Raw genomic sequence first — 26,323 nt, 5'->3', positions numbered from 1 at the left:
CAACGTGCAGCCTCGCAACATGGTGTACGGCCGCGCGATGACGTCGGGCCCGCTGGTGTTCGCCGGCAGCACCGACGGCGATGGTAAGACGAACCAGTTCATGCACCTGGTGATTGCGCTGGCCGACCATGAGTGCGAGGACATCGAAGAGGTGTACCTCGGCGAGGACCCGGTGGGCGACCTCAGCGCCGGCTACCCGACCGGCGGGAAGTTCCTGAAGACGTGGGGGGTATCCAGGACGTTCAGCGTGCCGATCGCTCCCAACTCGACCACTGCGACGTTCTCGGTGGGAGAGGCGATTCGCAGCATCACGTCCATCGCCGGGGTGATCCCGCCGATCGAGGGCGATACATTCGGCCCGACGCACCAGCCAGTGAGCGACTACACATGGTCGCCGGGCAGCGATACGGTCACTGCGCGCGGTATCGCTGCGGGTTGCACGAGCATCGAGATCACCTACGAGGCGCAGCGGTCGAAGCCGTTGGTGCGGATCAAGAAGCATCTTGGCTCGATCAATCAAGCAGCAGACGGCGATCTGATCGGCGAGATGCCAGACTACTGGACGCCGGCTCACCGGCTATGCGGGGTGTGCTACCTGTATATCCGGCTGGAGTACGACGCCGACATTTTTCCGAACGGCCTGCCCAATATCAAGGCCGTGGTGAGGGGGAAACGCGTCTACGACCCGCGCAATGGCATCACTGTATGGTCGGACAACTGGGCGCTTTGCGTCTACGACTACCTCCGCGACGAGCGCGGATTCGGCTGTACCGACGACGACATCGACCTGAGCGCGGTCATCGCCGCGGCGAACGTGGCCGACGAGTCCGTGGCGCTGGCGCCGGGCCGATACGACCGGCGTTACCGGTGCAACGGCATCGTCATGTCGGACAAGTCACCGCGCGACAACCTCACGGAGATGACAACGGCCGGCGCTGGCGCGGTGGTGATCTCCGGCGGCGTGTTTCGTGTGTTCGCAGGAGCCTACGACATTCCGACCGTGACGCTGACCGAGTCAGATCTGCGCGGCCCAGTGAAGGTCCAGCCGCGCATGTCGCGCAAGGATCTATTCAACGTAGTGAAGGGCACCTTTGTCGACCCGGCGAAGTACTGGCAGCCTGGCGACTTCCCGCCAATAGGAAATACGCTCTACGCGCAGCAGGACGGGGAGGTGATCGAACGTGACATCGAGCTGCCATACACCACCGACACGGTGATGGCGCAGCGCCTCGCGAAGATCATCCTGGAGCGATCGCGGCAGGGCATCGTGGTCGACTTCCCGGCGAAGCTGACGGCGTTCCAACTCTCGGCCTACAGCACGGTGAAGCTGTCGCTGGCAAAGTTCGGCTGGAGCGAGAAGGTCTTTCGCGTCATGTCGTGGAAGATGAGCGACGACGGTGGAATCGACCTGGTGCTCAACGAGGAAGCTGCTGCGGTCTATGACTGGAACTACGGCAACGCAACCCTCGTCGACCCAGCCCCCGACACCAATCTCCCGAACCCGTTCAAGGTGGAGCTGGTGGGGCAGATCGGCATGGACTCGGGCGAGGATCAGCTGCTCCTGAGCCAGACCGGCACGGTGGTCTCCCGCATCCTCGTGACCTGGCCGCCGCCGGCGGAAAGCACGCTGCTGCAGCGCGGTTCGGTCGAGGTGCAGTACCGGCGACTGCAGGATGCCGAGTGGACCAGCCTACAGCCGATGTCGGCCGGGACGACCCGGACCTACCTGACGCCGGTGGAGGACGGCGGTTACTACTACGTGCGTGCGCGCTTTGTGTCGAGCCTCGGGGTGCGCAGCCCCGACTGGACCTATACCTACGGGCACAGGGTCATCGGCAAGTCGGCGCCGCCGCGCAACCTGACGGGCTTCTCGCTGTCGGTGCTCAACGGGTTCGCCAACCTGACGTGGGATGCGTCCCTGGACCTGGACGTGCGCAACGGCGGCCAGGCGCGAGTCCGGCACACGTCGGACACGCTACAGCCCACGTGGGGCAGCGCAGTGGATTTCGGCGGCTACATTTCCGGCGCGGCCAACAGCGCGCAGCTTCCGCTACTCGAAGGCGTCTACCTCGCGAAGTGGGTCGATTCCAGTGGCAATGAATCGCCGCTGGCCGCGCAGGTCGTCACCACGGCACCCTCGCTGGTCGATCTCAACGTTGTCGCTGCCATCGTGGAGCAGCCGGCATTTGCGGGCGCAAAGGCGGGCATCGTGCGGGACCCGGCACTGAACGGCATCAAGCTGATTGGGCGAGGCCTGATTGACGATCAGGGAATGATCGATGCGACGGGCCAATGGGACGACCAAGCGGCCATCGACGGGCTCGGGCCTATCGACTCGGTGGTGGGCTCGGGCGGCTGGGGGCTGATCGATTCGCTGGGCGGCCTGGTCAGCAGCGGCACCTACGACTTCGCCGGCTCGCTGGATCTGGGCATCGTGGAAAAGTCGCGGCTCACGGCGACGATCGATGCCGTCTCGTTCGACACCGGCGACCAGATCGACGCCCGAGTCGATTTGATCGATACCTGGCAGTCCGTCGACGGCGATCGCATCAACGACACCGCCGTGACGCTCTATGTGCGCACCACAAGCGATGACCCGGCCGGCACACCGGCCTGGAGCGATTGGCAGCGCTTCACGCTGGGGGACTACGAGGCCAGGGCGTTCCAGTGGCGGGTGGTGATGGAGTCGGGATCTGCCACGCACAACGTGGTGGTGACCGGGCTCAGTGTGACGGTGGACATGCCTGATCGGCGCGACGCCGGGCGCGATGTCATGTCGGCGGCCGGGCCGCAGAACATCACCTTCAGCAAGCCCTTCCGCGTGGTCCCGGTGCTGGGCATCACGGCTCAGAACATGGCGCAGGGCGATTACTTCACCGTGACGGGGAAGAGCGCGAGCGGCTTCACAGTCAACTTCTTCAGCAGCGCAGGCGCGGCAGTCTCCCGGCGGTTCGACTGGGATGCCGTCGGCTACTAACTTCGAGAGGGCCACATGTCTCAAAACGATCTGGTGATCGACAACCAGGCCGGGGCGTCGTTTCGCGCCGACCTGAATGGCGCGCTACAAGCGCAGGCGTCGCAACAGTCCGGCTCGTCGGCGCCCACAACGACCTATCCCTACCAGTTCTGGGCGGACACGGGCGCGGGCCTCATGCGCATGCGCAACGCCGGGAACACCGCTTGGGTGACCATCGGGCTGTTGGGCGTGCAGAACTTCGGGCACCTACTGCCCGGCTCGATCGTCTTCCATTCGAAGAGCGCGGCGCCCTCGGGCTTCCTGAAGGCGAACGGTGGTGCCGTGTCGCGCAACACCTTCGCGGACCTGTTCGCGGAGATCGGCACGACGTTCGGCGCCGGGGACGGCTCGACCACCTTCAACCTCCCCGAGCTGCGGGGCGAGTTCCTGCGCGGGTGGGACGATGGCCGCGGTGCCGACTCGGGCCGCACGTTCGGCAGCTGGCAGGACATGCAGCTGCGCGACCACAACCATCTGTTGCCGCTCGCGATGGACGGTAGTGGCGTCTACCCGCTGTATGCGAGCGGCGCAGGCGTGTCGCCTCTGTACGGCAYCGCCGTGCTCAGCGCGACGTTCCGCACCGCAGCTGTCGGCACTACCGCTTCCGGCTCTGTTGGCTCGGCGCTCTCCGGCGGCGTGCAGGGGTTTGTGGGTGCCGGCAGCGAAATCCGGCCGCGCAACGTTGGCCTGCTGGCCTGCATCAAGTACTGAGGAACCCATGGAAATCTTCAACTATCACCCCGCCACGGGCGAGTTCCTGTGCAACGGCCTGGCCGACGAGAACCCTCTCGACAAAGACGATCCGATCGTGTCGGGCTGGGCTACGCCGACCCCGCCGCCGGCGCGCACCGAGCGCGCGGTACCGATCTACCGTGACGCCGCCGGCCACGCGCCGCAGAACTGGCCGGAAGGCAGTTGGACGCTGGCGCCCGACTATCGCGCCGTGCCGCTGTATCGCACGGCCGACGGCTCGCTGTTCCAGCTGGGCGCCGAGTATTCCGGCCTGGGCGATCTACCGCCGTTCCTGACCGACGGGCCGCCGCCGTCGCCCGCGCACAAGTGGGTGGACGAGGAATGGACTCTCGACGTTGCGCTCGAGACGGAGCAGCTGGCCGCCGCCGCGCGCGCCCAGCGCGATGCCCTGCTGGTCGAGGCGGATGGCCGGATCGCGCCGCTGATGGATGGCTTCGTGCTCGGCGAGCTGGAGCCGGCGGACGAGACGCTGCTGAAGGCGCTGAGCCAGTACCGCAAGGCCCTGCGCGCGCTGACGGCGCAGGCCGGCTTCCCGCGCGACACCGTCTGGCCGGTGAAGCCCTGACCCATGGCGAGGATGTCTCAGGCGCAGCGAGAGCGCGCGGCGGTGCAGATGATGCAGCGTCGCGCGGCACAGGGGCTCGCACAGTTGAACGCCGAGGGCTCGATGTCCCTCGACTTCGTGAATCAGCTCTACAAGATCTGGAACGGCACCATGCTCGGTAACGCACCCCTCTCTGATGTCGTCGCTTTCACTCGCGCGTCGGCCGGCTGGAGTTTCAGCGCCGGCGGCTTGCTGGTGCAGTCGGCCGCCAACGCCCCGCGCTTCGACTATGACCCGATCACGCTTGCCGCGCGCGGGCTGTTGATGGAAGAGCAGCGGACGAACGCGATTCGCAATAACACCATGGCCGGTGCCGTGGCTGGCTCGCCCGGAACGCTGCCGACCAACTGGAACACTGCTGGCCTGTTGGGCCTGACGCGAACGATCCTTGGCACGGTTGTCGAGGATGGTATGGCGTGCATCGACATCCGTTGGCAAGGGACCACAGGCGACACAATCGGCGCGTTCTATCCGGACAACGCGAACGCTGCGGCCATCAACGGCCAGTCCTGGGCAGTATCCGGCTTCATGCGGTTGATCGCGGGCTCTCTCAGTGGAATCGGCGTCAAGTACGGGCTCTATCAGCACAACTCGGGCGGATCGTTCCTAGGGACCGTCGACGGCCCGCTGTTCACCGTCCCTACAACGGGGACCGTTGGACAGGCCGGGCAGGGGACCGTGCGCGTGACGAATCGCTCGGACATTGGCTTCGTGCGTCATGGTACCGTGTTCACATATTCCAGCGGGCTCGCCGTTGATTTCACGCTGAGGATTGGCTTGCTCCTATTGGAGCAGGCCGCGTCCGTGGGGTCCCCGATAGCGACAGCTGGCGTCGCCACGACGCGCGCCGCCGACAGTGCGATCAGCACCGTTCTCTCGGCGGTCGGCATCAACCCTGCCAGTTGCACGGTCATTGCTGAATTCATCGTGCCTCCGCTAGTCAGCGGGAAATGGCCGGGGCTCTTCCAGTTCGACGCTGGAACTTCGGCAAATCGAGCTGGGCTATTCGTGAACAACACCAATGGTCGCCTGACTTTCCAGCCGCGTACGGCAGGCGTCGATGGTCCGGGCCTGAGCTATTTCCCGGTGCTCCCTGCAGCCGGCTCGTTTGCAAAGGTCGCAATGCGTCTGAGTGCTACCGATGTGGCGATGTCCGTCAACGGTGCGGCCACTTCGTCGATCGCCTACACGCCTGTGCCGGGCCTGTCCCGGTTGGTGCTCGGGAAGTTTGATGACGCGCTCGGCTCGTGTATGCGTCGACTCACCATCCTGCCAACGCCGGGGGCCGATGCTGCCCTGCCGTCCTTGTCCATCTGAGGTGCCCATGTTCCACGACTACTACCTGCGCGGCCCCGACCGCGACACCACGCGAGCCGCGCTGCTGGCAGCTGGCCTGACGATCGAGATCGAGGACGAGGACGACGAGCCGCGCCGCGTCCCGGCCGAGGGCGTCAACCTGTCGACCATCGGCAGGATCTACGAGGGTGGCGAGTGGGATGCCGAGGGCAACGTGGTCACGCCGCCGACGGCGCTGCCCGGCTGGCATGTGAATCTGCGGCTGGAGCGGCCACTGACCGTCGGCGAGCAGGCAGCGCTGGCCGGATTCGTTGTTACCCCTGTGCCGGGGACGCCATATCGGGTGTGGGCGTAGCTTCTTCCTTTCGCCCTGCGGTTCGGGCCAGTTCGAGCATTTCCAGCTTTGGGGGAATGCCGTCCCTTGTGAGTTCCTCAACGGGGCCCTCAGTCGCAACAAAGATGGGGTGGCGTTTGTTGAAGACCTTTATATAGGCAATAGCTAGCCACATCATTACAGCGTTGCATTCAGGCGGATGGCGCCCGTTCAATGACTGAAGGGATTGAGAGCACTCGACCAAGAGAAGAAAAGTCATGTCGGGGTTGTAGTCAAGCAACTCGTCCGCGTCACGGTCGGCGTGCTTTAGATAATTCGCCGGGTGGTTCAGTACGTCCGCAATTTCGGTTTGCTCGGCTTTGGATTTCCCGAGTGACACCAGCGCGTCGCGGGCACCTACGAACCCCGTTTGCCGATGTTTGTTCAGCTTGCGCAGGATGTGGTAGGCCGCTGACGCAAGGGTGTGGACCGCGAGGATGTCTCTATCGTGAAACCRCAAATCGATTGCCATCACGAGCTGCCGCTCAGCCGCTTCCGCCTTGGTTACCGTAATCCTCTCGGAGTGCAACTTCGGTGTGGATTTTTTGTGCTCGTTCACTCCATATCTCCCATCCATTTGTCTGCGGTTGATCCGGGCCCGTTACATCGCAATTCTAACTAGCCTTCAATCGCTTTCTTCATTCCGCTGTTAGGGCGGTTTTTTTCATTTCCGGGGATCCATATGTCCGAACCAATCAGCGGCAGTGCCGCAGCGGGCGCGRCGGGCGCCGCCGCATTCAAGGCCATCGGTGGCACCGCCGGCGTGGCCGCAGGCGCGAGTGGCCTGGCGACCATCGTCGTCATGATCATGATGCGCCCGCGCAGCACGGCGGAATGGGCCGTCGCCCTCATCTCGACCGTGGTGTCGAGCGTCGGCGGCGGGGCGGCGGTGGTCCAGCACTTTGGCCTGCATGCCTGGACTGGCGACTACATTGGCCTGGTGGCGCTGTTCGGCCTCGTCTTCGGCTGCGGGCTGCCGGGCTGGGCGGTGGTACGTTGGCTGTTCAACTTCATTGAGCGTCGGCGCGACAAGGATCTGGCCGAGGTGGTCGATGACGTGCGCGACGCAGTAGCGGGGGGAAAGCATGGCTGACATGGACACTCCGAACATCAGGCCATTCCTCGACACCCTCGCCGTGTCCGAGCTGGGCCGCAGGCTGCTGGCCAAGTCCGACAACGGCTACAACGTGCTGGTGGGCAGCACGCCGGCGGCGCCGATGCTGTTCAGCAGCTACGGGGATCACCCGCGCCGCCTGGTGCAGATCCGTCCAGGGCTGTCCTCGACGGCGGCCGGCAGGTACCAGCTGCTGGCGCGGTACTTCGATCCGTACAAGAAGCTGCTAGGCTTGCGGGACTTCAGCCCGGCGTCGCAGGATCGCATCGCCGTGCAGCAGATTCGCGAGCGCCTGGCGCTGCAGCTGATCGCTACCGGCCGCTTCGACGAGGCAGTGTCGCGCGTGCGGAACATCTGGGCCAGCCTGCCGGGCGCGGGTTATGGCCAGAACGAGCACTCGCTCGACTATCTGCGCGGAGTGTATGTCCAGGCGGGCGGGGTGCTGGCATGAGCGTGCAAACGAAAGTCCTATGTGCCGTAGCGGCGATCGCGCTGGCGCTGGCCGGCGGGGCGGTCTGGGTCTACAGAGGCGAGCGCGACACGGCGCGCGCTGAGCTGGCGGAGGTGCGTCTTGATGCGGCACGCGCCCAGGTCAAGGCAGTGGACGACGCGCGCATCGAGGAACAACGCCGCACCGCGGCACAAACGGAGATTGCCAATGCTGCGACGAAGGATCTGGAGAGCGCGCGCGCTGACGCTGCTGCTGCCAACGATGTTTCTAGCCGCGTGCGCCAGCGGGTCGCCGAGCTACTCGCCGCCAGTCGCGCCACCGGCAATTCCGCCGCTGCCGGCGCAGGCTCGGCAGCCGACTATCCCCTCGGAGTGCTTGCCGACGTGCTCAGCCGGGCTGACCAGCGCGCGGGAATCCTGGCTGGGTACGCTGACGCCGCCCGGATCGCAGGGCAGGCCTGCGAGCGCGCCTATGACTCGCTGAGAGCGACACTACAGCTGGCGCACTAAGTTGGGTTGCCCTTGAGAGCGTGGTGCCGTGATGGATTGCCGTGGCGGCACTTTTTCGCTTGCCAGGAGGGCGGTCATCGTCATCATCAGGCAACGGTTCGGCTAGTTGTGTCGTCAGCGATCTCTCGGACTCTATGCCCATCGGTGTTTGATCTTTCTAGATCAAACGCTTTCCGGACCATCATGGAAAGGTTGACCTCCGGAATCAAGATGCTTCCCCAATATGATCGCGATGTGATGCTCGCAAGCATTTCTCTGATTGCAGCTAGGAGGGGGCGTACGCCGCGCTCCTGAGCGAAGCGAATCTTCTCGTCTTCTGAGGTCTCATCCGCTTCAAATAGCACAAAGAGACCGGATGCCTGAATTGAAAATTGATATGGGAACTGACTCTCGCTTTTCGGTTTCCCCTCAATCAGCAAGTCGACATCGATCGGGATATGATGCTCGTCGAAACCCTTCCCCGCATCTTCCATTTCAAGAATGCGCGCGCTGAATCCAAAGTGAATGTCCGCGCCTTCGAAGTCATTGGCGAGAGGTGCTCGATGACGTCCGCCCTCATACGCCTCGCGGTCAAACTCATCAGAAAGTTCGACGCTTACCTTATCAAAGGCTAATTCCTTCAGGCGTAATTTCATACAATTTCCTACGTGTGACAGAGACTCGCTGCTTACGGAACTGTGCGCTCCACACAGAGCGTTGACTTGATTCTCCGCGGTTCTGCGCTGTTGGTTGAGCTAGGTGGCGGATGCGATCACTAGTCTTTTCCTCAGCAGCAACCGGCTGGTGCGACACACTGGCGCTTGCCTCCAGGCCTTCGACAGGTAAGTCAATTTCATAGCGGGCCGCTAACTTCTGTACAGCAATGTCACTCTGAGTGACAAGATACAAAAGTCGGGCTGTTGGGGCGGAGGGAACAAGATCATCGTTCTCGTACTTCGAGAATGCTGTCGGTCCGACGCCTAGCAACTCTCCCGCTTGCCGCTGGTTAAGCCCCCATTTTTTCCGCCAATTTCTGAGTGCTAGAGTCGACGGAATTCGAAGGGCCGCAGATCGTGCGGCAACCACCGCTCGCTTATTCGTCTTCGACTGCTCATCATCGACGAATTCGAGGCCGCAGGTTTGGCACTCAGTTGCAAGGCTGCAGTATGCGAGCGCCTTGCCCTCAAACTCAAACGACGCGTGCTGCCGCAGTTCTCGAAGGGCGTGTTCGCCACACGCGGGGCATTCGTGCTGTTTCATGTTTGTCCTAATAAATTGCTGGATGACATGACACGACTAGCAATAGTTTACCGGTTGGACCCAGGCCAAATTTTAGATAAACGTCTTTATACTGCCCCTCGTTTCCAGTCTCGCATTGCTTCACGACGTATGCGTCGCAGGGACACCACCACTTCGAGCCAGTCTGACACCAGGCGGAGTTCACATACTCACCAGAGACTAGTCCAAGTAACTCCCGATGAACGTCTGTTACCGTCCACAAAAGCTCTGCAGCCACGTCCTCTCTGCATTTTCGAGTGGCCAAAACAAGATCTCTAGGTGACTTAATTGACTCTTGTAAGGCCGCGAGCTTGTAGATGGGGGTGTGTCCAAGGGCACGCTGCGCATCGGTAACCGGCGCAACCGTGGGTTGCTCTGGCCAGTAATTTACCACAGTGGTAAGTTGCGGGGGTATTTTGGTGGTTGTCATGGGCGTGCGCAAGGGGTGCCGCAATGTTACACCACGTTACAAGTTGGGGGGCTACGCCCGCGGCGCCGCCTCCGCAACCATCAGCTCCGGCGGGTAGGGCCGCATGAAGCTGCGCTCCCGCTCCGGATATCGGCAGGTCAGCCAGTCATCCCACTCCGAGCGGGGCACAATCACGATCATCCGTTTTTCCTTGCCAGGGGCGTGGAAGCGGTTCATCAGCGGGTGCTTGTCCGAATAGATGGTCAGCATGGTGAAGCTGAACAGCTGGCTGCCGCCTTCTTCGACCCAGTCGCGCCACAGGCCGGCGATCGCAAACTCGGGCTCGTCTGCCGAAAATCGAGCGAAATCCGTCTAACTTGCCCCGGATTCCACCCGGAAAGCCGCATGCCGTCATGCCAAAAATTTAAGCAGATAGTTAGACGAAATCGCCTAACCCATTGATCCGTAATGTTTGCGTATAGAAATGGGGTGCAGGTGGTCGGAGGTTCAAATCCTCTCGCCCCGACCAGTATCAAAAAAACCCGCTAGATTAACGTCTAGCGGGTTTTTTCTTTTCTGCGCAGGGCAGCGATTTCCAGCGGCTTATTTGGATGACATCCAATATCACGCGGCAGGAAGGTGAAGGCGGACCTTGGAAACCGGGACGTCGCGCTGCTTGATTAGCCCTCGGTGGTCGCACGGTCGGCATGCGCGCCTGCCACCTGCAGGGCTCGATGTCCGGTCGCGAATATCCGGCATGCACGTCGGATGCGTTGGATGGAGTGTGCGCAGCCCTGGGGCTCGGTATGCCGGATGCAGAGAGATCGTGGCCCGCCCTCGGCGCGGCGCGAACGCGTTCCGCTTTGGTGGACTTGCGATCTGCGGGGTGGAGCTTCATGCCGCTGGCTGCCCGAAGCGAGTCTCCGATACCGTTTGCACATGCTACGATGGTCTTGAACGACCGGAGAAGGCAATGGATCTCCAAGGCTTCACTTACTACAGGGATCACTGGTATGACGCGGCCGCGACGTCGCTGGGAATCGGCGGGCCATGGCAGGGCGAAGTGACGATCTGCGCGAAAGCGCCCGATGGCACCGCGGTGAAGATATTCGAGCATGAACGCGTGCCCGGGCAGTACTTCTCCGAAGGCGAAGCGTGGCACCACGCGCGCGACTACGCCGAGAAGCTGATCGACGAAGGCCGGGCAGATCCCGGTGCCGGCGACCTGGCTGGCAGCGTCAAGGCCGGCAATCCCTGAGATCGTCCCGGGAGCCGCCTGTGTCTGGCTGCTGGACGCCCGCGGGCTGGCCAACGGCGCATAGGGCGATCGTCAGGCGATCGTCAGGCGACCGTCAAGCGATCGTCATCGTCGTGCTCGATTGTGAAATGCCGGCAGCCGGGACAGGATCACCCCCTGACGCTCCTGGGGTCGTGGCCGTAGCTGTTGCGCATGCGGATCTGGCCGTCCTGGCCGTGTACCAGCAATTCCACTTTGTCTCGCTTTGCGATCTCGGTGGCCGCATCCACGGCTTCTTCCTGGCTGAGGAAGTGCGCTCTTTCGCCCTTTGCCCCCTCATGGACCACGTCCCATCCGTCGGCATGCGGGATGACATGTACGTTGCGTTGCGGCTTTGAATCCATGGCAGTCTCCCAGTGCGGTACTGCCGTTGTAGGCGATACCTGGCAAGAGCGATAGTAGGCCGCACCCGACAACGGCACCAGCACAGGTGGCTAACAAGCCTGGAACGGGCGCCTGCGTGCCAGCGCACCGGAAAAGAAAAGCCGCCGGGCCCTCGCAAGCCCGGTGGCGTCAACAGCGTGCCGGGATTGGCTGACACCCGGCATCAGTTCATTGTGCTTCGCAGCATCTAGTGGGCGGAATCGGGTGTAACCCTTCTTTCGCCGCGGCGGAGCGTGCCGGTCAGTGCCTCGACGGGGCGCACTGTTCGGGGGACCAGCCCAGCACGCGCCTGGCCTTGTCGTTGCTGACTTCCGGGTTGTCTTCGGTGATGTTGAAGATGCCGCCCGGCGACTGCCGCAGCGCCAGCAGCGCCGCGCTGGCCGCCGCTGCGACGTGTAGCGGACTGGTACCCCATGGTTCTCCGGCGCCCGTGCCGGGCCCGTAGAGCTGGCCGTAGCGCAGCACCGTGCCGGTGAGGCCGGACGCCTCCAGCACGTGCTTTTCGAGCGCTGCGACGCCGCGCACGCTGATGCGCCGGTTGCCTTGCGCGTCGGTGTCGAGCGGATGGTCTTCGCCGCAGGGGCGGGTGCCGGGCCGGTAGGCCCACGCAATGCTTTGCGCGACCAGGCTGCTGCTGCCGGCTGCCCTGGCCGCCGCCACGAGGTTGCGGGTGCCTTCATCGCGGATGCGCGCGTTGTTGACCACGGCCTGCGCCATCTGCGATGGATCGAGACCGCGCGGCAGGTCGGTGAGCTGGTGGATCACGCCGGCGGGGCGGATGCGCTTGAACGCTGCGCTCAGCGCCGCCGCGTCGAAGACATCGACGATCACCGGGATCACACCGGCCGCTTCAAGTGCCTTGGCGCGGTCCGCGCGCCGCGTGCTGCCATGGACGATGTATCCGGCTTCGAGCAGCAGTGGCGCGAGTACGGTGCCGATGACGCCCGTGGCGCCAGCCAGGAATACGCTTTGGGTCATGGAGATGCTCCAGGGATGGGTCTTGCTGCAGGAGCATAGGAGTGATATTGGTCTGGAGAAAGATCCATTCTCGGGATTTTTAACTGTACCAATTCAAACCAAGGGGGGAGCTCTTGCGACACGCGAAAGACATCGAGCTGGCAATCGCGGCGCGTCCCGAGGGTGCGTCGCTGCAGCGCTGGCTGTACACCGAGATCAGCAGCGCGATCCTGGCGGGCAGGCTCGCACCCGGTGCGCGGCTGCCGCCCACGCGTGACATCGCGAGCCGCTACGGCGTGTCGCGCGGCACGGTGATCGGCGTGTTCGCGCAGTTGGCCGCAGAGGGCTATCTGTCGGCCCGGGTCGGCAGGGGCAGCTTCGTTGCGGCCGAGCTGCCCGAGCGGCGCCCGGCGCCGGCCGTGCGCGCGGACGACCTGCGCCGCCGCTCGGGCGGTGCCGGTGCGCCGGCATCGTCCGCGCCGCTGCCCGCCGCATTGTCGATGCGCGGCGAACGGCTTGCGCGCAGCCCGTTTCGCGTGGAGGGGCGTGCGCTGCAGGCGCCCGCGTTCCGGCTGAGTCAACCCGATCTCCGCGCTTTTCCGTCCGAGATCTGGGCGCGCATTGCCGCCAAACGCGCGCGCCAGGGGCACGGTGCGCTGCTGGGCGATGGCGAAGCACAGGGCTATCGGCCGCTGCGCGAGGCCATCGCCGACAATCTGCGCGTTGCCCGGGGGATTGCCTGTACCGCCGACAATATCCTGATGGTGGGCAGCGTCCAGCAGGTGCTCGACCTCGCCGCCCGGCTGCTGCTCGACCCCGGCGACGCGGTGTGGATGGAGGACCCGGGATATCCCGGCGCGCGCATGGTGCTGGAGGCTGCGGGCGCGGCCGTGGCCGGCATACCGGTCGACGCGGGCGGCCTGGATGTCGCCGCCGGCCGGGCAAGCGCGCCTGGTGCCCGCATGGCCTATGTGACCGCGGGCCGGCAGGCGCCGCTCGGGCCGCCGCTCGCGCTCGAGCGGCGCCTGGCGCTGCTCGCCTGGGCAGGCGCGGCCGGAGCGATCGTCATCGAAGACGACTACGACAGCGAGTACCGTTTCGAAGGCCCGCCGCTGGCGGCATTGAAGAGCCTCGACCAGGCCGGCTCCGTGATCTACTGCGGCACCTTCAGCAAGCTCCTGTTTCCGGCGTTGCGCATCGCCTATGCGGTGCTGCCCGATCACCTCGTCGCGCCGTTTGCGCGTGCGCTGTCGCTGACCGCGCGGCATATTCCCTTGGAGCCGCAGGCCACGCTCCACGCGTTTATCGCGGACGGGCATTTCGGGCGGCACATGCGGCGCATGCGCTTGCTGTACGGCGAACGCGCGCAGGCGCTGCGCATCGCGGCCGACCGCCACCTGCATGGCGCGCTGCATCTGCCCGCGATCCTGGCGGGCCTCGATGCGCCCGCGTTCCTTCCGCCCGGCACCGATGACGCGATGGTGGCGCGGCTGGCCGCCGAAGCCGGCCTCGAAGTGCGTCCGATGTCGTACTACGCGGTCGAGCGGCCCGCGCCGCCGGGCCTGGTCCTGGGGTTCGCCTCGGTCGATGCCGCGAAGATCCACGCCGGCGCGCGCACGCTTGCGGCGGTGCTGGCGCGCATGAAGYCGGGCCGGACGTAGTGCCGCGACGCGACGGCCCGCCCCCCCCACGCTATCGCGAGAACCCGTCGAAGATCAGTTGCCGCAGCCACTGGTTTCCCGGCTCGCGATTGTTCTTCGCATGCCATAGCACATTGATCACGATGTCCGGGATCTTGACCGGGCTGGGCGCGGTTTCCAGCCCGAACGGCTGCAAGGTGCGGTTCGCGTAGGCTTCGGGCACCACCGCCACCATATCGCTCGTCTGCAGGATATGGCCGAGCGCGACGAAGTGCGGTACGCGCAGGCGCAGCTTGCGCGCCACCCCCGCGCGCTGGATGACTTCGTCGACCACGCCGTGGCCGGTCCCGTCGGCCACGATGGCCACGTGCTCCGCGTGGCTGAACGCGCGCAGCGACATGCCTTCGCGCGCGAGCGGATGACCTCGGCGGAACAGGCAGACATAGCGCTGCCGGAACAGGCGCCGCTGGAAGAAGCCGGCCTTCAGGTCCGGCAGGAAGCCGATCGCCAGGTCGACTCGGCCGCTTTCCATTTCCTCGCGCAGATTGACCGTGTGATTGCGCACGGTGCTGATGGTGACGCCGGGCGCGACAGCGGACAGCGTCTTCATCAGTTCGGGCAGGAAATAGATCTCGCCGATGTCGGTCATCGCCAGCGTGAACGCGCGCGTGCTCGAGGCGGGATTGAACGTGGTCCTTGCATTGAGCGTCTGGTGGATGGCGGCGAGCGCGTCGCTGATCGGTCCGGCCAGGCTCTCCGCATAGGGCGTGGGCACCATGCCCCTGGACGTGCGCAGGAACAGTTCGTCGCCCAGCAGCTTGCGCAGGCGGTTCAGGGCATTGCTGATGGCGGGCTGGGAGGTGCCGAGCGAATCCGCCACCGCCGATACCCGGCGCGCCTGCAGCAGTTCGTTGAAGACCACCAGCAGGTTCAGGTCGATTTCCCGCAGGTCCATGGGTGTGTGTTGGGGTGTGGGTGGGTGGGTGTGTTTCAGTCTTATCACTGCAGGTGATATCGCATATCACCTTTCTTCCATTTATTAATATTACCAGCGGCGGCAAGATACCCACAAACAACGCGACCCCACCATGGAGACAAAGCGATGAGCGAGCAACCTCTCGTATTCAGCAAGGCGGGATGGCAGGACGACGGCTCGAGCCGCGTGCCGTTCCAGGCCTATACCGACGACGCCATCTACCAGCGCGAACTCGAGCGCTTTTTTTACTCGGGCCACTGGTGCTATGTCGGGCTCGAGGCCGAGATCCCGGCGGCGGGCGACTTCAAGCGCACGGTGATCGGCGAGAGGTCGGTGATAGTGAGCCGCACCGCGGACGGCGAAGTCCATGTGGTGGAGAACGTCTGCGCGCATCGCGGCGTGCAGTTCTGTCGCGAGAAGTTCGGCAACCGGAAGGACTTCACGTGCCCGTATCACCAGTGGAACTACGATCTGAAGGGCAACCTGGTCGGCGTGCCGTTCCGGCGCGGGGTGCGGCTCGACGGCAAGGTCAACGGTGGCATGCCGCCCGACTTCGATCCGAAGCAGCACGGCCTGACCAGGCTCAGCGTGGCGCGCCGCAACGGGGTGATCTTCGCCTCGTTCGATCACGACATGCCCACGCTGGAGGCGTATCTCGGCCCGACGATCCTCGCGTACTTCGATCGCGTCTTCGATGGCCGCAAGCTGACCATCCTCGGGTACAGCCGCCAGCGGATTCCGGGCAACTGGAAGCTGATGCAGGAGAACATCAAGGATCCCTACCACCCCGGGCTGCTGCACACGTGGTTCGTCACGTTCGGGCTCTGGCGCGCCGACAACCGGTCCCAGCTGAAAATGGACGAGCATTTCCGGCATGCCGCGATGATCTCCACGCGCGGCAGCGCCGGCAAGAGCGACGTCACGGCGGGCGTGTCGAGTTTCAAGGAGCAGATGAGCCTGCACGACGACCGCTTCCTCGACGTCGTGCATGAAGCATGGTGGGGCGCGCCGACGGCGGTCATGATGACCCTGTTTCCCAGCCTGATCGTGCAGCAACAGGTCAACTCGGTATCCACGCGGCATATTCAGCCCGCCGGGCACGGCGCATTCAACTTCGTCTGGACCCATTTCGGTTTCGAGCACGACGACGCCGAGATGACGCGCCGCCGCCTGCGGCAAGCCAACCTGTTCGGTCCCGCCGGCTTTGTGTCGGCCGACGACGGCGAGGTCATCGAGTTCTCGCAGGAGGGCTTCGAGCAGAAGCCGCAGCAGCACACATTGGCGGAACTGGGCGGCCGGGAGATCGGAGATACGGAGCACATGGTGACCGAAACGCTGATCCGCGGCATGTACGACTACTGGCGCCGCGTGATGGAGGCCTGAACCATGCTCGACTTCGAAACCTATGCCAAGGTACTGGCGCTCTATGCGGACTACGCCGCGGCCCTCGACAGCAATACGTGGGAAGCCTGGCCGGAGTTCTTTACCGAGGATTGCGTGTACAAGCTCCAGCCGCGCGAGAACCACGAGCGAGGCCTGCCGCTGGCCACGCTGTCGTTCGAGAGCCGCGGCATGCTCAAGGATCGTATCTATGGGGCCACCGAGACCATCTTCCATGATCCGTACTACCAGCGGCACGTCGTCGGCATGCCGCGCATCCTCAAGGCTGACGCGCAGCGGATCGAGTCGGAGGCCAACTATGCGGTGTTCCGCACCAAGCCGGACGGCTTGTCGACGGTGTTCAACGTAGGCCGCTATATCGATGTGATCCGCCTGACCGGCGCGGGGCTGAAGTTCGAATCGCGGCTGTGCGTGTTCGACAGCGAGATGATCCCCAACTCGATCATCTATCCGATCTGAGCTGGCGGGCCGGGAAGCGAGGGCCCGCCGCCATCCCGGAGCCTGCATGCGGGCTCCGTGTATTCACTCTGTGTATTCATCCTGAGGGAGACATTCAATGACCCAGTGGTATGCCGTCGGCTCTCCCGACGATTTCGTCGAAGGCGAACCCGTTGCCGTAGTGGCGGGGCAGCAGCCTGTCGCCGTGTTCCGCCTGGCGCAGGGCCTGTTCGCCATCCATGACCTCTGCACGCACGGCCACGCGCGGCTGTCGGAGGGCTTCGTCGATGGGGATTGCGTCGAGTGCCCGCTGCACCAGGGCCTGGTCGACATCCGTACCGGTGCGCCGCGCTGCGCGCCGATCACCGAAGCGGTGCGCACCTACCCGGTGCGCGTCAACGAGGGGAGCGTCGAGATCCATGTCGAATGAAGCGATGGTGATCGTGGGCGCCGGGCACGCGGCGCGGCGCGCGGCGGAGTCGTTGCGGCAGATCTCGCCCGGCGTGCGCGTGCTGATGCTCGGCGACGAGCCGGAACTGCCGTATGACCGCCCGTTGTTGTCCAAGGATGCGCTGACCAGCGACGCTGGCGAGCAGCGGGCCTTCATCCGTGCGGCGGACTGGTATGTGCAGCAGCGCATCGAAATGCGGCTCGGCGTGCGTGTGCAGGCGATCGACCGCGCCGCGCGCGAAGTGCGGCTCGACGACGGCTCGCGGATCGGCTACGCGCGCCTGCTGCTGGCGACGGGGTCGCGCGTCAGGCGTTTTTCCGGCCCCGTGGCCGGCGATGCGCCGGTGCACTACGTGCGCACGGTTGCGGACGCGCGCGGATTGCGCGCGGCGCTGGCGGCGGGGCGGCGGATTGTCGTCCTGGGCGGCGGCTTCATCGGACTCGAAGTGGCCGCGGCGGCCGTGTCGCGCGGCTGCAAGGTAACGCTGGTCGAGCCGGCCGGCCGCTTGCTGCAGCGCTCGATGCCGCCGCAGGTGAGCGCCTTCATGCTTGCCCTGCATGCGGCGCGCGGGGTGGAGATGCGCGTGGCAACGCAGGCGCTTGGCATCCGGTGCGGGGCGCGCGGCACGGCTATGGTCGAAACCGATCGCGGCGAGATCGAGGCAGATGCGGTCGTGGTCGGCATCGGCGTGGTGCCGAACCTGGAACTGGCGCAGGCCGCGGGGCTTGCCGCCGACAATGGCGTGCTGGTCGACGCGCAATGCCGCACCAGCGATCCCTCGATCTTTGCGGCGGGCGAGGTGACGAACCACTTCAATCCGCTGCTGGGCCGGCACATTCGCATCGAGTCCTGGCAGGTCGCGGAAAACCAGCCGGCCGTCGCCGCGGCGAACATGCTGGGGGGCGAGGCAAGCTACGCCGAAACGCCGTGGCTATGGTCCGATCAATACGACTGCAATCTGCAGACGCTCGGCGTCTTCGGCGCTCGCCAAACCATCACGGTGCGCGGTAACCCGGCCGGCACGTCGTTCAGCGTCCTGGCGTTCGGCGAAGACGACAAGCTCGAAGCCGTCGCCAGCGTGAATGGTGGCCGCGATATTGCCGCCTGCCGCCGCCTGATCGCCGCGGGAAAAGTGCTGGACAGGGCCCGCATCGCCGACGCCGCCACGCCATTGCGTACCTTGTTGTGAGGCCGTGCGCGGGCGGGCTGCGCCATTGCCCGGCCACGCATGCGGGCCGATCGGGTTTGTAGTGGCAAGGCGCTGACTCTACAATCAACTCTGGCGCCAGGCCGCTTCATTGTCTTGTCGATGAGACGTTTGTGCCCTGGCGCTTACGCGGGTTTTGCGTTTTTCCACGTGTTTTTACGTTTTCCACGTTTTCCACGTTTTCCCGCGTTTCCCCGATTTTTTTCCCAGGCGCAGTGACAGGAGTGGACAATGGCCAAACGCGAGCGCGCCGCGCGCGCCTTGCAAGATGAGGTGAGCCGGCGCATCCAGCGCATCGACGACATCATCGAGGACGGCGCGAAGATCCGCGTGCCCGCGCCGCAGCCGCACGCGCGCGATGCGCGCGGGCGCAACTGGGACATGAAGGGATTCGGCAACGCCGCGGGGTACGAGAAGGGCATCCGCGCCGTGGTGGACAAGGCGCGCGACGAATTCGACCTGGCGGAACTCCCGGCCCGGGCCGAAGCCGATCCCTTTGGCGGCGATTCGTGATCCGGCCGGAAACGGCCTTGTTGGAGTAATGCATGCAGGCTTGCGATCCCTGCCATCTGCTCGTCGGCGCGCCGGTCTCCGTGCAGCCGCATGAAAACCTGGCCGCGTCCGGCGCGGGCGCGCTGGGCATGGAGATCAATTCGCGCTGGGTTGACCGGCCCTGGCGCTGTACGGTGTGCGGCGCGTGGATGTTCCAGAATGCCGCCCATGGCGATCCGCCCAATGTCTGGCGCATGGGCCGGCGTCCGCACGACCGGCCGCAGGAGCGTGCCTGAGCCGGAGCCTCCCTGTGCGGGGTGTCGTCGCTGCGCTGCGGCATGCTACGATGGCTGCAACGGGGGAGACATCATGAGTGAATCGAGAACGCTGCACTATCGCGGCTACGTGGTCCTGATTTCGGTGCAGCAGCAGGAGCGCGATTGCCTTGTGAGCGCTTCGATCGTGCGCGAGGGCAAGGGCGAGGTGCGCAACCCCTCGCCGCTGCAATCGTGGGTGGGGCATGAACAAGGCGGGCTGCTGGAGGTGGCGGACCGGGCCCAGGCGCGCGCATGCCGCCTGATCGACGCGACGGTGGACCATGTTGCCTATGCGGCGGATTGAGCGCCGGCGCACCAGTCGCCAGAAGTTTTGCGTCATGGCCTACATGGCGGCGTCTCGCGGTCGTTAATGCGGGTATGAACTCATTCGATGCTTCCGAAGACGGTGCGGCCAACTCCGACGCCATGGGCTGGGGTTCTTCGCCGCCCAACGTGCTGGCGGCAGTGCTCAATTCAGCCCTGGCCGCCGAAGACTTGCACGGCTTTGCCGCGCTCCTGTCCGATATGGCGCGCGACCGCGGCCTGAAGGGCACGCGCGGTGCTCACCAGTCTATCTATGACATGCCCTATGCCAGCCTCCTGCCGCGCCAGCAGCATCTGCTGGCCGACGCGTTCGAGCTGCTGATCCGTCTAGGGCTGGAGCTGCAGCCTCGCCGCCCACGCGTGCTGGGCGACGGCCCGGACGATCTCCTGGCACGCGGCACGCACGATATCCCGGCGGCCTGAGAGGCGTCGCAACGGTTGTCCGCAGGCGGCCGGCGCGGTGGCAGAAGGCCCGCGCCGCGTGCTAGCATCACGCGAAAACCGGGGGCGCTGTGGCCCTGCACGAACAGTTCRCCGCATGACGGCGACGCATTGCCCGCGCCGGAGCCGATTCCGTCCGGGCGACGCCGGCACCGGCCGCATGCGCAGGCCACGGTGTCCGAGGGGAGCGATCGCGAGCAGTGGAGGTATGTGTGATGGACGAAGACGAACCTTTCGGGGTTGTGTTCGAGGATTTTCGCGTCATCTGGGTGGCCGAGCGCCTGCAGGACGGCACCTGGACTGCACGCTATTGCTGGAGCCCGGGTACGTCCGGAGCCTCCGGAAAGGCGTTGCAGGCGGCCGTGCTGAGCGGCAAGTCCAAGCGCCTGCTGGGCGATTTCAAGACCGAGGAAGACACCGTCGCGGCGATCAAGGCGGCGGTATTGCTCGAGGCGAAATGGGGCCGCTGAAGCCTAGGGCCCGGGCTTGGCGAATTCCGGCAGCGCGATGCTGCTCCATTTCCAGGTCCAGGGCCCCGTGCGCGTCAGGCCGATGACGATGCGTTCGCCGTTGTCCTTGGTGGCCGATGCCTCGACGGCGTTCAGGCCGCGGTAGGACAGCGCGTACCTGAGCGCATCCTTGGCGGCATCCGGCTTTTCCTGCTTGCCCGTCTCGCCTGGTTGCGGAGCGGGCGCGGATGCGGAGGGCGCGGCGCGCGGCGGCGCGGCGGCTGGTTTTTCGCCGGCCATCAGCGCCATCACGCCGGCCGGCGACACCATCGTGTCGATCATGGTGTTGATGACGGCAAGGCCGATGGCCTGGCCGATGCCGGCCAGCGGCGTATCGCGCAGCACAGGCGCGTTGCCGAGCTTCTGCTGCAGCGAGGCGGTCAGCTGCCCCTTCAGGCTCTCGCGCAGGGCAGGATAGTCCACGTAACGTGAGAATTTGTCGGCGTCGCGCGTCTCGATGGCGGTGCGCATCTGGTAGAGCGTCCAGTACGGGCTGGCATAGCTGGTGGCGGCAACGGCGATCGCCGCAACGATCGCCGCCTTGAGGGATCTGTTCATCGCGTATCCGGTTGGCGCCTCCGCGGTGGCGATTGCCTGATTCCCTGATGGCCTGATGGCGACCGTGGTCCCCGGACGCCGGCGCATCGCTCCAGTTCCCTTATCCAGCCCCCGTGCTCGCCACCGCGTGCCGTGATCTCCTGTCGCCTAGCAGACGCCAGCCTGGCTGCGCTCGAGCAATCCGATCTCGCGTATGGCCACGGACAGCATCGACAAGCCGGCCGCGCCCGACGCGCGCTGGTCCGCCAGCATGCGCGAGAAGCGCTCGATCTGCCCCTGCCGCCCGCTGCGCCATGCTTCGACCAGCTTCTCCACGGTATCCAGTTCGATCGGTTGCGCCAGCACGCTTACGGTCAGCGCGCGCTTGAGGCGGCCCAGGTCTTCCAGCGCGGTGGTGCGCGCCAGCAGGTCCCAGTGGCTGTCGGCTGGCAGGGCCTGGGCGCGCTCGCGCAGCCAGCCGAAACTGAATTCCGTATCGAGCGCGAAATAGACGGCGGCCACCAGCGCCAGGTCGCGTTGCGTGGTGGCAGCCACGTCCGCAATATCCAGCGCCGCGGCGGAGATTTCTCCGGCGGCCACGCGCAATGCCAGTGCGTCGTCCACGCCGGCCTGGCTCAGGCCCTGGCGCCGTTCGGCCAGCGCCRCCGCTTCCGGCGCGGCCAGCAGCGCCGGCAATTGCGGCGTGAGCCAGGCGGCGGCCTGGGCGTAGCCGGCGCTTTCGCCGCCGCCCACACGGGTGGCTTGCGGGTGGCGCAGGAACCACAGGCTGGCGAGCTCCAGGAGTCGGCCAACGGCAGCGAACATGCGCGCCTGCACCTCATCGTCGACGCGGTTGTCGAGCGCATCGATCTCGGCCCACAGCGGATCCAGGCCGAAGACATCGCGCGCAATGAGGCAGGCACGCACGATGTCCGCGGGGCGCGCGTCGGTTTCTTCCAGAATTCGGTGCACGAAGGTGGCGCCGATGCGGTTGACCAGGGTGTTGGTCAGGTGCGTGGACAGGATCTCGCGCCGCAGCGGGTGGCGCAGCATGGCTTCGCCATGCCGCGCGCGCAGCGGCTGCGGGAAATACGCGGGCAGCAGGCTCGCCACCAGCGGATCCTCGGGCAGGGCCGAGGCCAGCAGTTCCTCGTACAGCCACATCTTGCTGTAAGCCAGCAGCACGGCGCGTTCGGGCGATGTCAGCCCCAGTCCGGCTGCCTTGCGCTCCACCACTTCGTCATCCGTGGGCAGGAATTCCAGCGCGCGCTTGAGGCGCCCGGCGCGTTCGAGCCAGCGGATCAGGCGCGCTTCCTGGTCGAGCAGCGCGGCGGCGCAGCGGCCGGCCACCGACAGCGCCTGGGTCTGGTAGTAATTGTCCTCCAGCACCAGCAGGCCGACCTCGTCGGTCATTTCCGCCAGCAGCTTGTTGCGCTGCTTCTCGGTCATCTCGCCATCGGCTACCACCAGCCCCAGCAGGATCTTGATATTGACCTCGTGGTCCGAGCAGTCCACGCCGGCGGAGTTGTCGATGGCATCGGTGTTGATGCGCCCGCCGTTCAGGGCGAACTCGATGCGGCCGAGCTGGGTGAAGCCGAGGTTGCCGCCTTCGCCCACCACCTTGCAGCGCAGCTCGGCGCCGTTGACGCGCACGGGATCGTTGGCGCGGTCGCCCACCTGCAGGTGGGTCTCGTGGCTGGACTTGACGTAGGTGCCGATGCCGCCGTTGTAGAGCAGGTCGACCGGCGCCAGCAGGATCGCGTGCACCAGCTCGGCCGGCGACAGCGCCGTGGCGCTGATGCCGAGGCAGGCCTGGACCTCGGGCGTGAGCGCGATGGTCTTTGCCGTGCGCGGGAACAGGCCGCCGCCGGCGGAGACCAGGCTCATGTCGTAATCGGCCCAGCTCGAGCGCGGCAGCGCGAACATGCGCTGGCGCTCGCGCAGGCTGACGGCCGGGTCGGGCGAGGGATCGAGGAAGATATGGCGATGGTCGAACGCCGCCACCAGCTTGATATGCGGCGACAACAGCATGCCGTTGCCGAACACGTCGCCGGACATGTCGCCGACGCCGGCCACGGTGAAATCGGTGGACTGGATATCGACGCCCATCTCGCGGAAATGGCGCTTGACGGATTCCCAGGCGCCGCGCGCGGTGATGGCCATCTTCTTGTGGTCATAGCCGACCGAGCCGCCCGAGGCGAACGCATCGCCCAGCCAGAAGCCATACTCGGCGGAGATGGCGTTGGCGTAGTCGGAGAAGCTCGCGGTGCCCTTGTCGGCGGCCACCACCAGGTAGGGATCGTCGCCGTCCTCGCGCACCACTTCGGGCGGCGGCACCAGCGTGCCGGCGACGCGGTTGTCGGTCACATCGAGCAGGCCGCGCAGGAAGGTCTGGTAGCAGGCAACGCCTTCCTGCAGCACCGCGTCGCGGTCGGTGGCRAGCGGCGGGCGCTTGACCACGAAGCCGCCCTTGCTGCCCACCGGCACGATCACCGTGTTCTTGACCATCTGGGCCTTCATCAGGCCCAGTACCTCGGTGCGGAAGTCCTCGCGCCGGTCAGACCAGCGCAGGCCGCCACGGGCCACCGGGCCGCCGCGCAGGTGCACACCCTCGACGCGCGGCGAGTAGATCCAGATCTCGAACATCGGGCGCGGCTCCGGCAGGCCTGGCACCCTGGACGGGTCGAACTTGAACGACAGGCAGGGGCGCGGACCACCGTCGGCGCCATGGCGGAAGTAGTTGGTGCGCACCGTGGCGTTGATCACGCCGAGGAACAGCCGCAGGATGCGATCTTCGTCCAGGTTCGGCACCTGGTCCAGCGCGGCGCCGATGGCGTGCAGCAGCTTCTCGCAGCGCGCCGCCCGGCCGGTTTCCGTGGCGGGGTCGAAGCGCGCCACGAACAGTTCCACCAGTTGTGCGGCGATCGCCGGATTGCCGGTCAGGGCACGCTCGATATAGGCGTCGCTGAAGGTCGAGCCGACCTGGCGCAGGTAACGCGCATAGGCGCGCAGGATGGTCACGTCGCGCGCGGCGAGTTCGGCGCGCAGCACCAGGCGGTTGAAATCGTCGTTCTCGATCTCGCCGCTCCATGCACGCGCGAAGGCGTCCTCGAACAGCGCCTTGATGCGCGCGATGTCCGCGCCCAGGTCGACGCCGGCGGCGACGCCGTCGGCCATCTCGAGCCCGAAGTCGTGGACCCACACCGGCGACGCGCCGCTCGGCTCCACCAGATAGGGGCGCTCTTCGTCCACGCGCACGCCGAGGTGTTCGAGCATCGGCAGGCTGAGCGACAGCGCGATGGGCTCGCGCGCGCGGTAGACCTTGAAGCGGAACGCGCCGGGCGCGGCCTCGATCGGCCGGTACAGGTTCATTGCCACGCTGCCGCTGGCCTGGGCGGCTTCCATCAGTTCGATGTCGCGCACCGCGGTGCGGGCTGGGTAGTCCTCGCGGTAGCCGGCCGGGAACGAGTCGCCGTAGCGGCGCAGCAGCCGGTTGCCCTGTTCTTCGCCGTTGCTGTCCAGCAAGGCCGCGGCGAGGTCGTCCTGCCAGCGGCGCGCGGCCTGCACGATGCGCGCCTCCAGTTCGTCCGGGTTGACCTCGGGCATGGTGCCCGGCTCGCCGCGCACGATCAGCTGGATGCGCGCCAGCGGCGACTCCGACAGCTGGGGCGTGAACTCGCAGCTATTGCCGTGGAAGGCGGTCATCAGCAGCTTCTGGATGCGCTGGCGCAGGTCGGTGTTGTACTTGTCGCGCGGCACGAACACCAGGCAGGAGACGAAGCGGTCGAAGCGGTCGCGGCGCACGAACAGGCGGATGCGCTGGTGTTCCTGCAGGCGCAGGATGCCCAGGGAGATGTCGAACAGCTCGTCTTCGTCGGCCTGGAACAGCTCGTCGCGCGGGTATTGCTCGAGGATGGTCACCAGCGACTTGTAGAGATGGCCCTTGGTCAGGAAGCCCGCGCGCGCCAGGATATTGGCGAACTTGCGGCGCACCAGCGGGATCTCCGCGCTGGAGGTCATGTAGGCGCTGGAGGTGTACAGGCCGATGAAGCGGCGCTCGCCGGTGATCTTGCCGCTGGCGTCGCTGAGCTTGACGCCGACGTAGTCGAGGTAGCCGGGCCTGTGCACGGTGGCGCGCGAATTGGCCTTGGTGACGAAGATCGGCGAGCTGCCTTCGATCACGCTGCTGGCGGCCGCGGGCAGTTCGGTGAGCGCGCCGGCTTCTTCGGGGCGCAGGCTCTCGCGCAGGATGCCGGCGCCGGAGCCGGCCACGCCGCGCAGGTAGAAGCGGTCGTCCCGGGTGATCAGTTCGTAGTCGCGCTGCCCGAGGAAGGTGAAGTGATCGTCCAGCATCCATTGCAGGAAGGCGCATGCCTCCTGCGTCTCCGGCTGCCTGCCTTCGGGGCCCTGCGCCAGCATCTCCACGGTGGTGCGCGCGGTGGCCGCCATGCCGGGCCAGTCCTCCACCGCGGCACGCACATCGCCCAGCACGCGCGCGATGCCGCTGCGCAGGGCTTCCTGCGTGGCGGCGTCGCCGCAGCGGTCTACCTCGAAATGAATGAAGGATTCCAGGCGCGGGCCGGAGGCGGCGCCGTTGCCGGCGGCGAGGTCGCCGGCGTCGCCTTCGCCGCCGAGGCCGACCCTGGCAATGGTGCCGTCGGCGCTGCGCCAGATCAGGAATACCGGATGGATGGCCGAATGCAGGGCCAGCCCGAGCCGGTTGATCTCCATGGTGACCGAGTCCACCAGGAAGGGCATGTCGTCGTTGACGATTTCGACCACCGAGTGGTCGGAGTGCCAGCCGTGCTGCTCCAGGTTGGGGTTGTACACCCGCAGCCGGGCATTGCCGGGCACGAAGCGCTGCGCGGTCTGCCAGTGCGCCATCACCGCGCCGTAGAGATCGGCCACGTCGCGCTGCAGCAGGTCTTCGGTGTCGGTCAGGTCGTAGTAGTGCCGCAGGAAGGGCTCCACCTTGACGAACATCTCGCCGGGCAGGCGGCCCTGGGCGAATTGCATCAGGTCGGCCAGCAACTGGGCCAGTCGCGTTTCGCTTTCCGCCAGCATGGTGTCTCCCCCAGACGGCTTGAGTTTTGGCAGGTCCATGCCGGCGGTATCCCGCGCGGCGCCATTCTGGCGGCGCCATCTGCGGGGCGGCATGAGCTTGCTAACT

At 65.8% G+C, this 26,323-nt stretch carries 27 protein-coding genes and 1 pseudogene; 19 read left to right on the top strand and 9 right to left on the bottom strand.

Features of this window, described 5'->3' with window-relative positions; genetic code table 11:
• Nucleotides 1–19: 19 nt before the first annotated feature.
• The 5 genes from AC1DO7_RS04560 to AC1DO7_RS04540 are packed head-to-tail and all read left to right on the top strand — an operon-like array spanning nucleotide 20 to nucleotide 6,024.
• Entirely contained in the window at nucleotides 20–2,977 is a 2,958-nt protein-coding gene (locus AC1DO7_RS04560) for a phage tail protein (RefSeq protein ID WP_477115836.1), read from the top strand.
• Between the two features lie 15 nt (nucleotides 2,978–2,992).
• Nucleotides 2,993–3,727: a tail fiber protein gene (locus tag AC1DO7_RS04555; protein WP_477115835.1), complete on the top strand. Its 735-nt coding sequence runs from the start codon at nucleotides 2,993–2,995 to the stop codon at nucleotides 3,725–3,727.
• Between the two features lie 7 nt (nucleotides 3,728–3,734).
• On the top strand, nucleotides 3,735–4,334 hold the full coding sequence (locus tag AC1DO7_RS04550) for a phage tail assembly chaperone (RefSeq protein ID WP_441616313.1): 600 nt from the start codon (nucleotides 3,735–3,737) through the stop codon (nucleotides 4,332–4,334).
• Nucleotides 4,335–4,346: 12 nt separating this feature from the next.
• A complete protein-coding gene (locus AC1DO7_RS04545; protein WP_441616311.1) occupies nucleotides 4,347–5,690 on the top strand; it encodes a phage head spike fiber domain-containing protein in 1,344 nt (447 codons plus the stop codon).
• A gap of 1 nt (nucleotide 5,691) precedes the next feature.
• Nucleotides 5,692–6,024 (top strand): hypothetical protein, encoded by a 333-nt coding sequence (locus AC1DO7_RS04540; protein WP_441616309.1) that lies wholly within the window; start codon nucleotides 5,692–5,694, stop codon nucleotides 6,022–6,024.
• Here the strand turns inward: AC1DO7_RS04540 and AC1DO7_RS04535 are convergent.
• Nucleotides 5,984–6,601 (bottom strand): hypothetical protein, encoded by a 618-nt coding sequence (locus AC1DO7_RS04535; RefSeq protein WP_477115834.1) that lies wholly within the window; start codon nucleotides 6,599–6,601, stop codon nucleotides 5,984–5,986. The genes AC1DO7_RS04540 and AC1DO7_RS04535 overlap by 41 nt on opposite strands.
• A 123-nt stretch (nucleotides 6,602–6,724) precedes the next feature.
• On the opposite strand from AC1DO7_RS04535, the gene AC1DO7_RS04530 reads away from it, so the two are divergent.
• From AC1DO7_RS04530 to AC1DO7_RS04520, 3 genes are read left to right on the top strand one after another with little or no spacing between them, the layout of a single operon-like run.
• The gene (locus tag AC1DO7_RS04530) at nucleotides 6,725–7,135 is read left to right on the top strand and encodes a hypothetical protein (protein ID WP_477115833.1); all 411 of its coding nucleotides are present in this window, start codon (nucleotides 6,725–6,727) and stop codon (nucleotides 7,133–7,135) included.
• 1 nt (nucleotide 7,136) lies between these two features.
• The gene (locus AC1DO7_RS04525; protein ID WP_441616303.1) at nucleotides 7,137–7,607 is read left to right on the top strand and encodes a glycoside hydrolase family 24 protein; all 471 of its coding nucleotides are present in this window, start codon (nucleotides 7,137–7,139) and stop codon (nucleotides 7,605–7,607) included.
• Nucleotides 7,604–8,116 (top strand): DUF2514 family protein, encoded by a 513-nt coding sequence (locus AC1DO7_RS04520; protein ID WP_441616301.1) that lies wholly within the window; start codon nucleotides 7,604–7,606, stop codon nucleotides 8,114–8,116. The genes AC1DO7_RS04525 and AC1DO7_RS04520 overlap by 4 nt, the downstream gene beginning before the upstream one ends.
• 86 nt (nucleotides 8,117–8,202) lie before the next feature.
• Here AC1DO7_RS04520 and AC1DO7_RS04515 read toward each other — a convergent pair whose 3' ends face one another.
• The 3 genes and pseudogenes from AC1DO7_RS04515 to AC1DO7_RS04505 form a co-directional block, all read right to left on the bottom strand.
• Nucleotides 8,203–8,751 carry a hypothetical protein gene (locus tag AC1DO7_RS04515; RefSeq protein ID WP_441616299.1) on the bottom strand — a complete coding sequence of 183 codons (549 nt, stop codon included), beginning with the start codon at nucleotides 8,749–8,751 and terminating at the stop codon, nucleotides 8,203–8,205.
• On the bottom strand, nucleotides 8,720–9,355 hold the full coding sequence (locus AC1DO7_RS04510; RefSeq protein WP_441616297.1) for a type II TA system antitoxin MqsA family protein: 636 nt from the start codon (nucleotides 9,353–9,355) through the stop codon (nucleotides 8,720–8,722). The genes AC1DO7_RS04515 and AC1DO7_RS04510 overlap by 32 nt, the downstream gene beginning before the upstream one ends.
• A 499-nt stretch (nucleotides 9,356–9,854) precedes the next feature.
• Nucleotides 9,855–10,121: pseudogene (locus AC1DO7_RS04505) on the bottom strand (SOS response-associated peptidase family protein); the annotation flags it as partial.
• 634 nt (nucleotides 10,122–10,755) lie between these two features.
• On the opposite strand from AC1DO7_RS04505, the gene AC1DO7_RS04500 reads away from it, so the two are divergent.
• The gene (locus AC1DO7_RS04500) at nucleotides 10,756–11,040 is read left to right on the top strand and encodes a hypothetical protein (protein WP_441616295.1); all 285 of its coding nucleotides are present in this window, start codon (nucleotides 10,756–10,758) and stop codon (nucleotides 11,038–11,040) included.
• A gap of 149 nt (nucleotides 11,041–11,189) precedes the next feature.
• On the opposite strand, the gene AC1DO7_RS04495 is transcribed toward AC1DO7_RS04500, so the two are convergent.
• Nucleotides 11,190–11,423: a DUF2188 domain-containing protein gene (locus tag AC1DO7_RS04495; protein ID WP_441616293.1), complete on the bottom strand. Its 234-nt coding sequence runs from the start codon at nucleotides 11,421–11,423 to the stop codon at nucleotides 11,190–11,192.
• Nucleotides 11,424–11,703: 280 nt separating this feature from the next.
• Nucleotides 11,704–12,441: an NAD-dependent epimerase/dehydratase family protein gene (locus AC1DO7_RS04490; protein WP_441616291.1), complete on the bottom strand. Its 738-nt coding sequence runs from the start codon at nucleotides 12,439–12,441 to the stop codon at nucleotides 11,704–11,706.
• Between the two features lie 113 nt (nucleotides 12,442–12,554).
• Between AC1DO7_RS04490 and pdxR the strand changes: the two genes are divergently transcribed.
• Nucleotides 12,555–14,081, top strand: coding sequence for a MocR-like pyridoxine biosynthesis transcription factor PdxR (gene pdxR, locus AC1DO7_RS04485; RefSeq protein WP_477115832.1), 1,527 nt, complete (start codon nucleotides 12,555–12,557; stop codon nucleotides 14,079–14,081).
• A gap of 31 nt (nucleotides 14,082–14,112) precedes the next feature.
• Here pdxR and AC1DO7_RS04480 read toward each other — a convergent pair whose 3' ends face one another.
• The gene (locus tag AC1DO7_RS04480) at nucleotides 14,113–15,015 is read right to left on the bottom strand and encodes a LysR family transcriptional regulator (protein WP_441616287.1); all 903 of its coding nucleotides are present in this window, start codon (nucleotides 15,013–15,015) and stop codon (nucleotides 14,113–14,115) included.
• A 147-nt stretch (nucleotides 15,016–15,162) separates the two neighbouring features.
• Here AC1DO7_RS04480 and AC1DO7_RS04475 point away from each other — a divergent pair, with 147 nt between their 5' ends.
• From AC1DO7_RS04475 to AC1DO7_RS04435, 9 genes are all read left to right on the top strand, one after another.
• Entirely contained in the window at nucleotides 15,163–16,419 is a 1,257-nt protein-coding gene (locus AC1DO7_RS04475; RefSeq protein WP_441616285.1) for an aromatic ring-hydroxylating dioxygenase subunit alpha, read from the top strand.
• A 3-nt stretch (nucleotides 16,420–16,422) separates the two neighbouring features.
• On the top strand, nucleotides 16,423–16,896 hold the full coding sequence (locus AC1DO7_RS04470) for an aromatic-ring-hydroxylating dioxygenase subunit beta (RefSeq protein ID WP_441616283.1): 474 nt from the start codon (nucleotides 16,423–16,425) through the stop codon (nucleotides 16,894–16,896).
• Between the two features lie 97 nt (nucleotides 16,897–16,993).
• Nucleotides 16,994–17,305 carry an anthranilate 1,2-dioxygenase ferredoxin subunit AndAb gene (gene andAb / locus AC1DO7_RS04465; RefSeq protein ID WP_441616281.1) on the top strand — a complete coding sequence of 104 codons (312 nt, stop codon included), beginning with the start codon at nucleotides 16,994–16,996 and terminating at the stop codon, nucleotides 17,303–17,305.
• On the top strand, nucleotides 17,295–18,515 hold the full coding sequence (gene andAa, locus AC1DO7_RS04460) for an anthranilate 1,2-dioxygenase system ferredoxin--NAD(+) reductase (protein WP_441616279.1): 1,221 nt from the start codon (nucleotides 17,295–17,297) through the stop codon (nucleotides 18,513–18,515). The genes andAb and andAa overlap by 11 nt, the downstream gene beginning before the upstream one ends.
• Nucleotides 18,516–18,764: 249 nt before the next feature.
• Nucleotides 18,765–19,046 carry a hypothetical protein gene (locus tag AC1DO7_RS04455; RefSeq protein ID WP_441616277.1) on the top strand — a complete coding sequence of 94 codons (282 nt, stop codon included), beginning with the start codon at nucleotides 18,765–18,767 and terminating at the stop codon, nucleotides 19,044–19,046.
• Between the two features lie 32 nt (nucleotides 19,047–19,078).
• Nucleotides 19,079–19,321 carry a hypothetical protein gene (locus tag AC1DO7_RS04450; protein WP_441616275.1) on the top strand — a complete coding sequence of 81 codons (243 nt, stop codon included), beginning with the start codon at nucleotides 19,079–19,081 and terminating at the stop codon, nucleotides 19,319–19,321.
• A 73-nt stretch (nucleotides 19,322–19,394) separates the two neighbouring features.
• Nucleotides 19,395–19,646: a hypothetical protein gene (locus tag AC1DO7_RS04445; RefSeq protein WP_441616273.1), complete on the top strand. Its 252-nt coding sequence runs from the start codon at nucleotides 19,395–19,397 to the stop codon at nucleotides 19,644–19,646.
• Nucleotides 19,647–19,720: 74 nt separating this feature from the next.
• Nucleotides 19,721–20,089, top strand: a complete 369-nt coding sequence (locus AC1DO7_RS04440; protein ID WP_441616271.1) for a hypothetical protein — start codon at nucleotides 19,721–19,723, stop codon at nucleotides 20,087–20,089.
• Nucleotides 20,090–20,322: 233 nt separating this feature from the next.
• Nucleotides 20,323–20,577: a hypothetical protein gene (locus tag AC1DO7_RS04435; protein WP_441616269.1), complete on the top strand. Its 255-nt coding sequence runs from the start codon at nucleotides 20,323–20,325 to the stop codon at nucleotides 20,575–20,577.
• A gap of 3 nt (nucleotides 20,578–20,580) precedes the next feature.
• Here AC1DO7_RS04435 and AC1DO7_RS04430 read toward each other — a convergent pair whose 3' ends face one another.
• Nucleotides 20,581–21,174: a DUF2939 domain-containing protein gene (locus AC1DO7_RS04430; protein ID WP_441616267.1), complete on the bottom strand. Its 594-nt coding sequence runs from the start codon at nucleotides 21,172–21,174 to the stop codon at nucleotides 20,581–20,583.
• A 147-nt stretch (nucleotides 21,175–21,321) separates the two neighbouring features.
• Nucleotides 21,322–26,217, bottom strand: a complete 4,896-nt coding sequence (locus AC1DO7_RS04425) for an NAD-glutamate dehydrogenase (protein WP_477115837.1) — start codon at nucleotides 26,215–26,217, stop codon at nucleotides 21,322–21,324.
• Between the last annotated feature and the right edge of the window lie 106 nt (nucleotides 26,218–26,323).

Source organism: Cupriavidus sp. 05N40 (assembly GCF_056397305.1).
The sequence above is the reverse complement of the archived record's forward strand: the minus strand, read 5'-3'. Positions and strand labels throughout refer to the sequence as shown.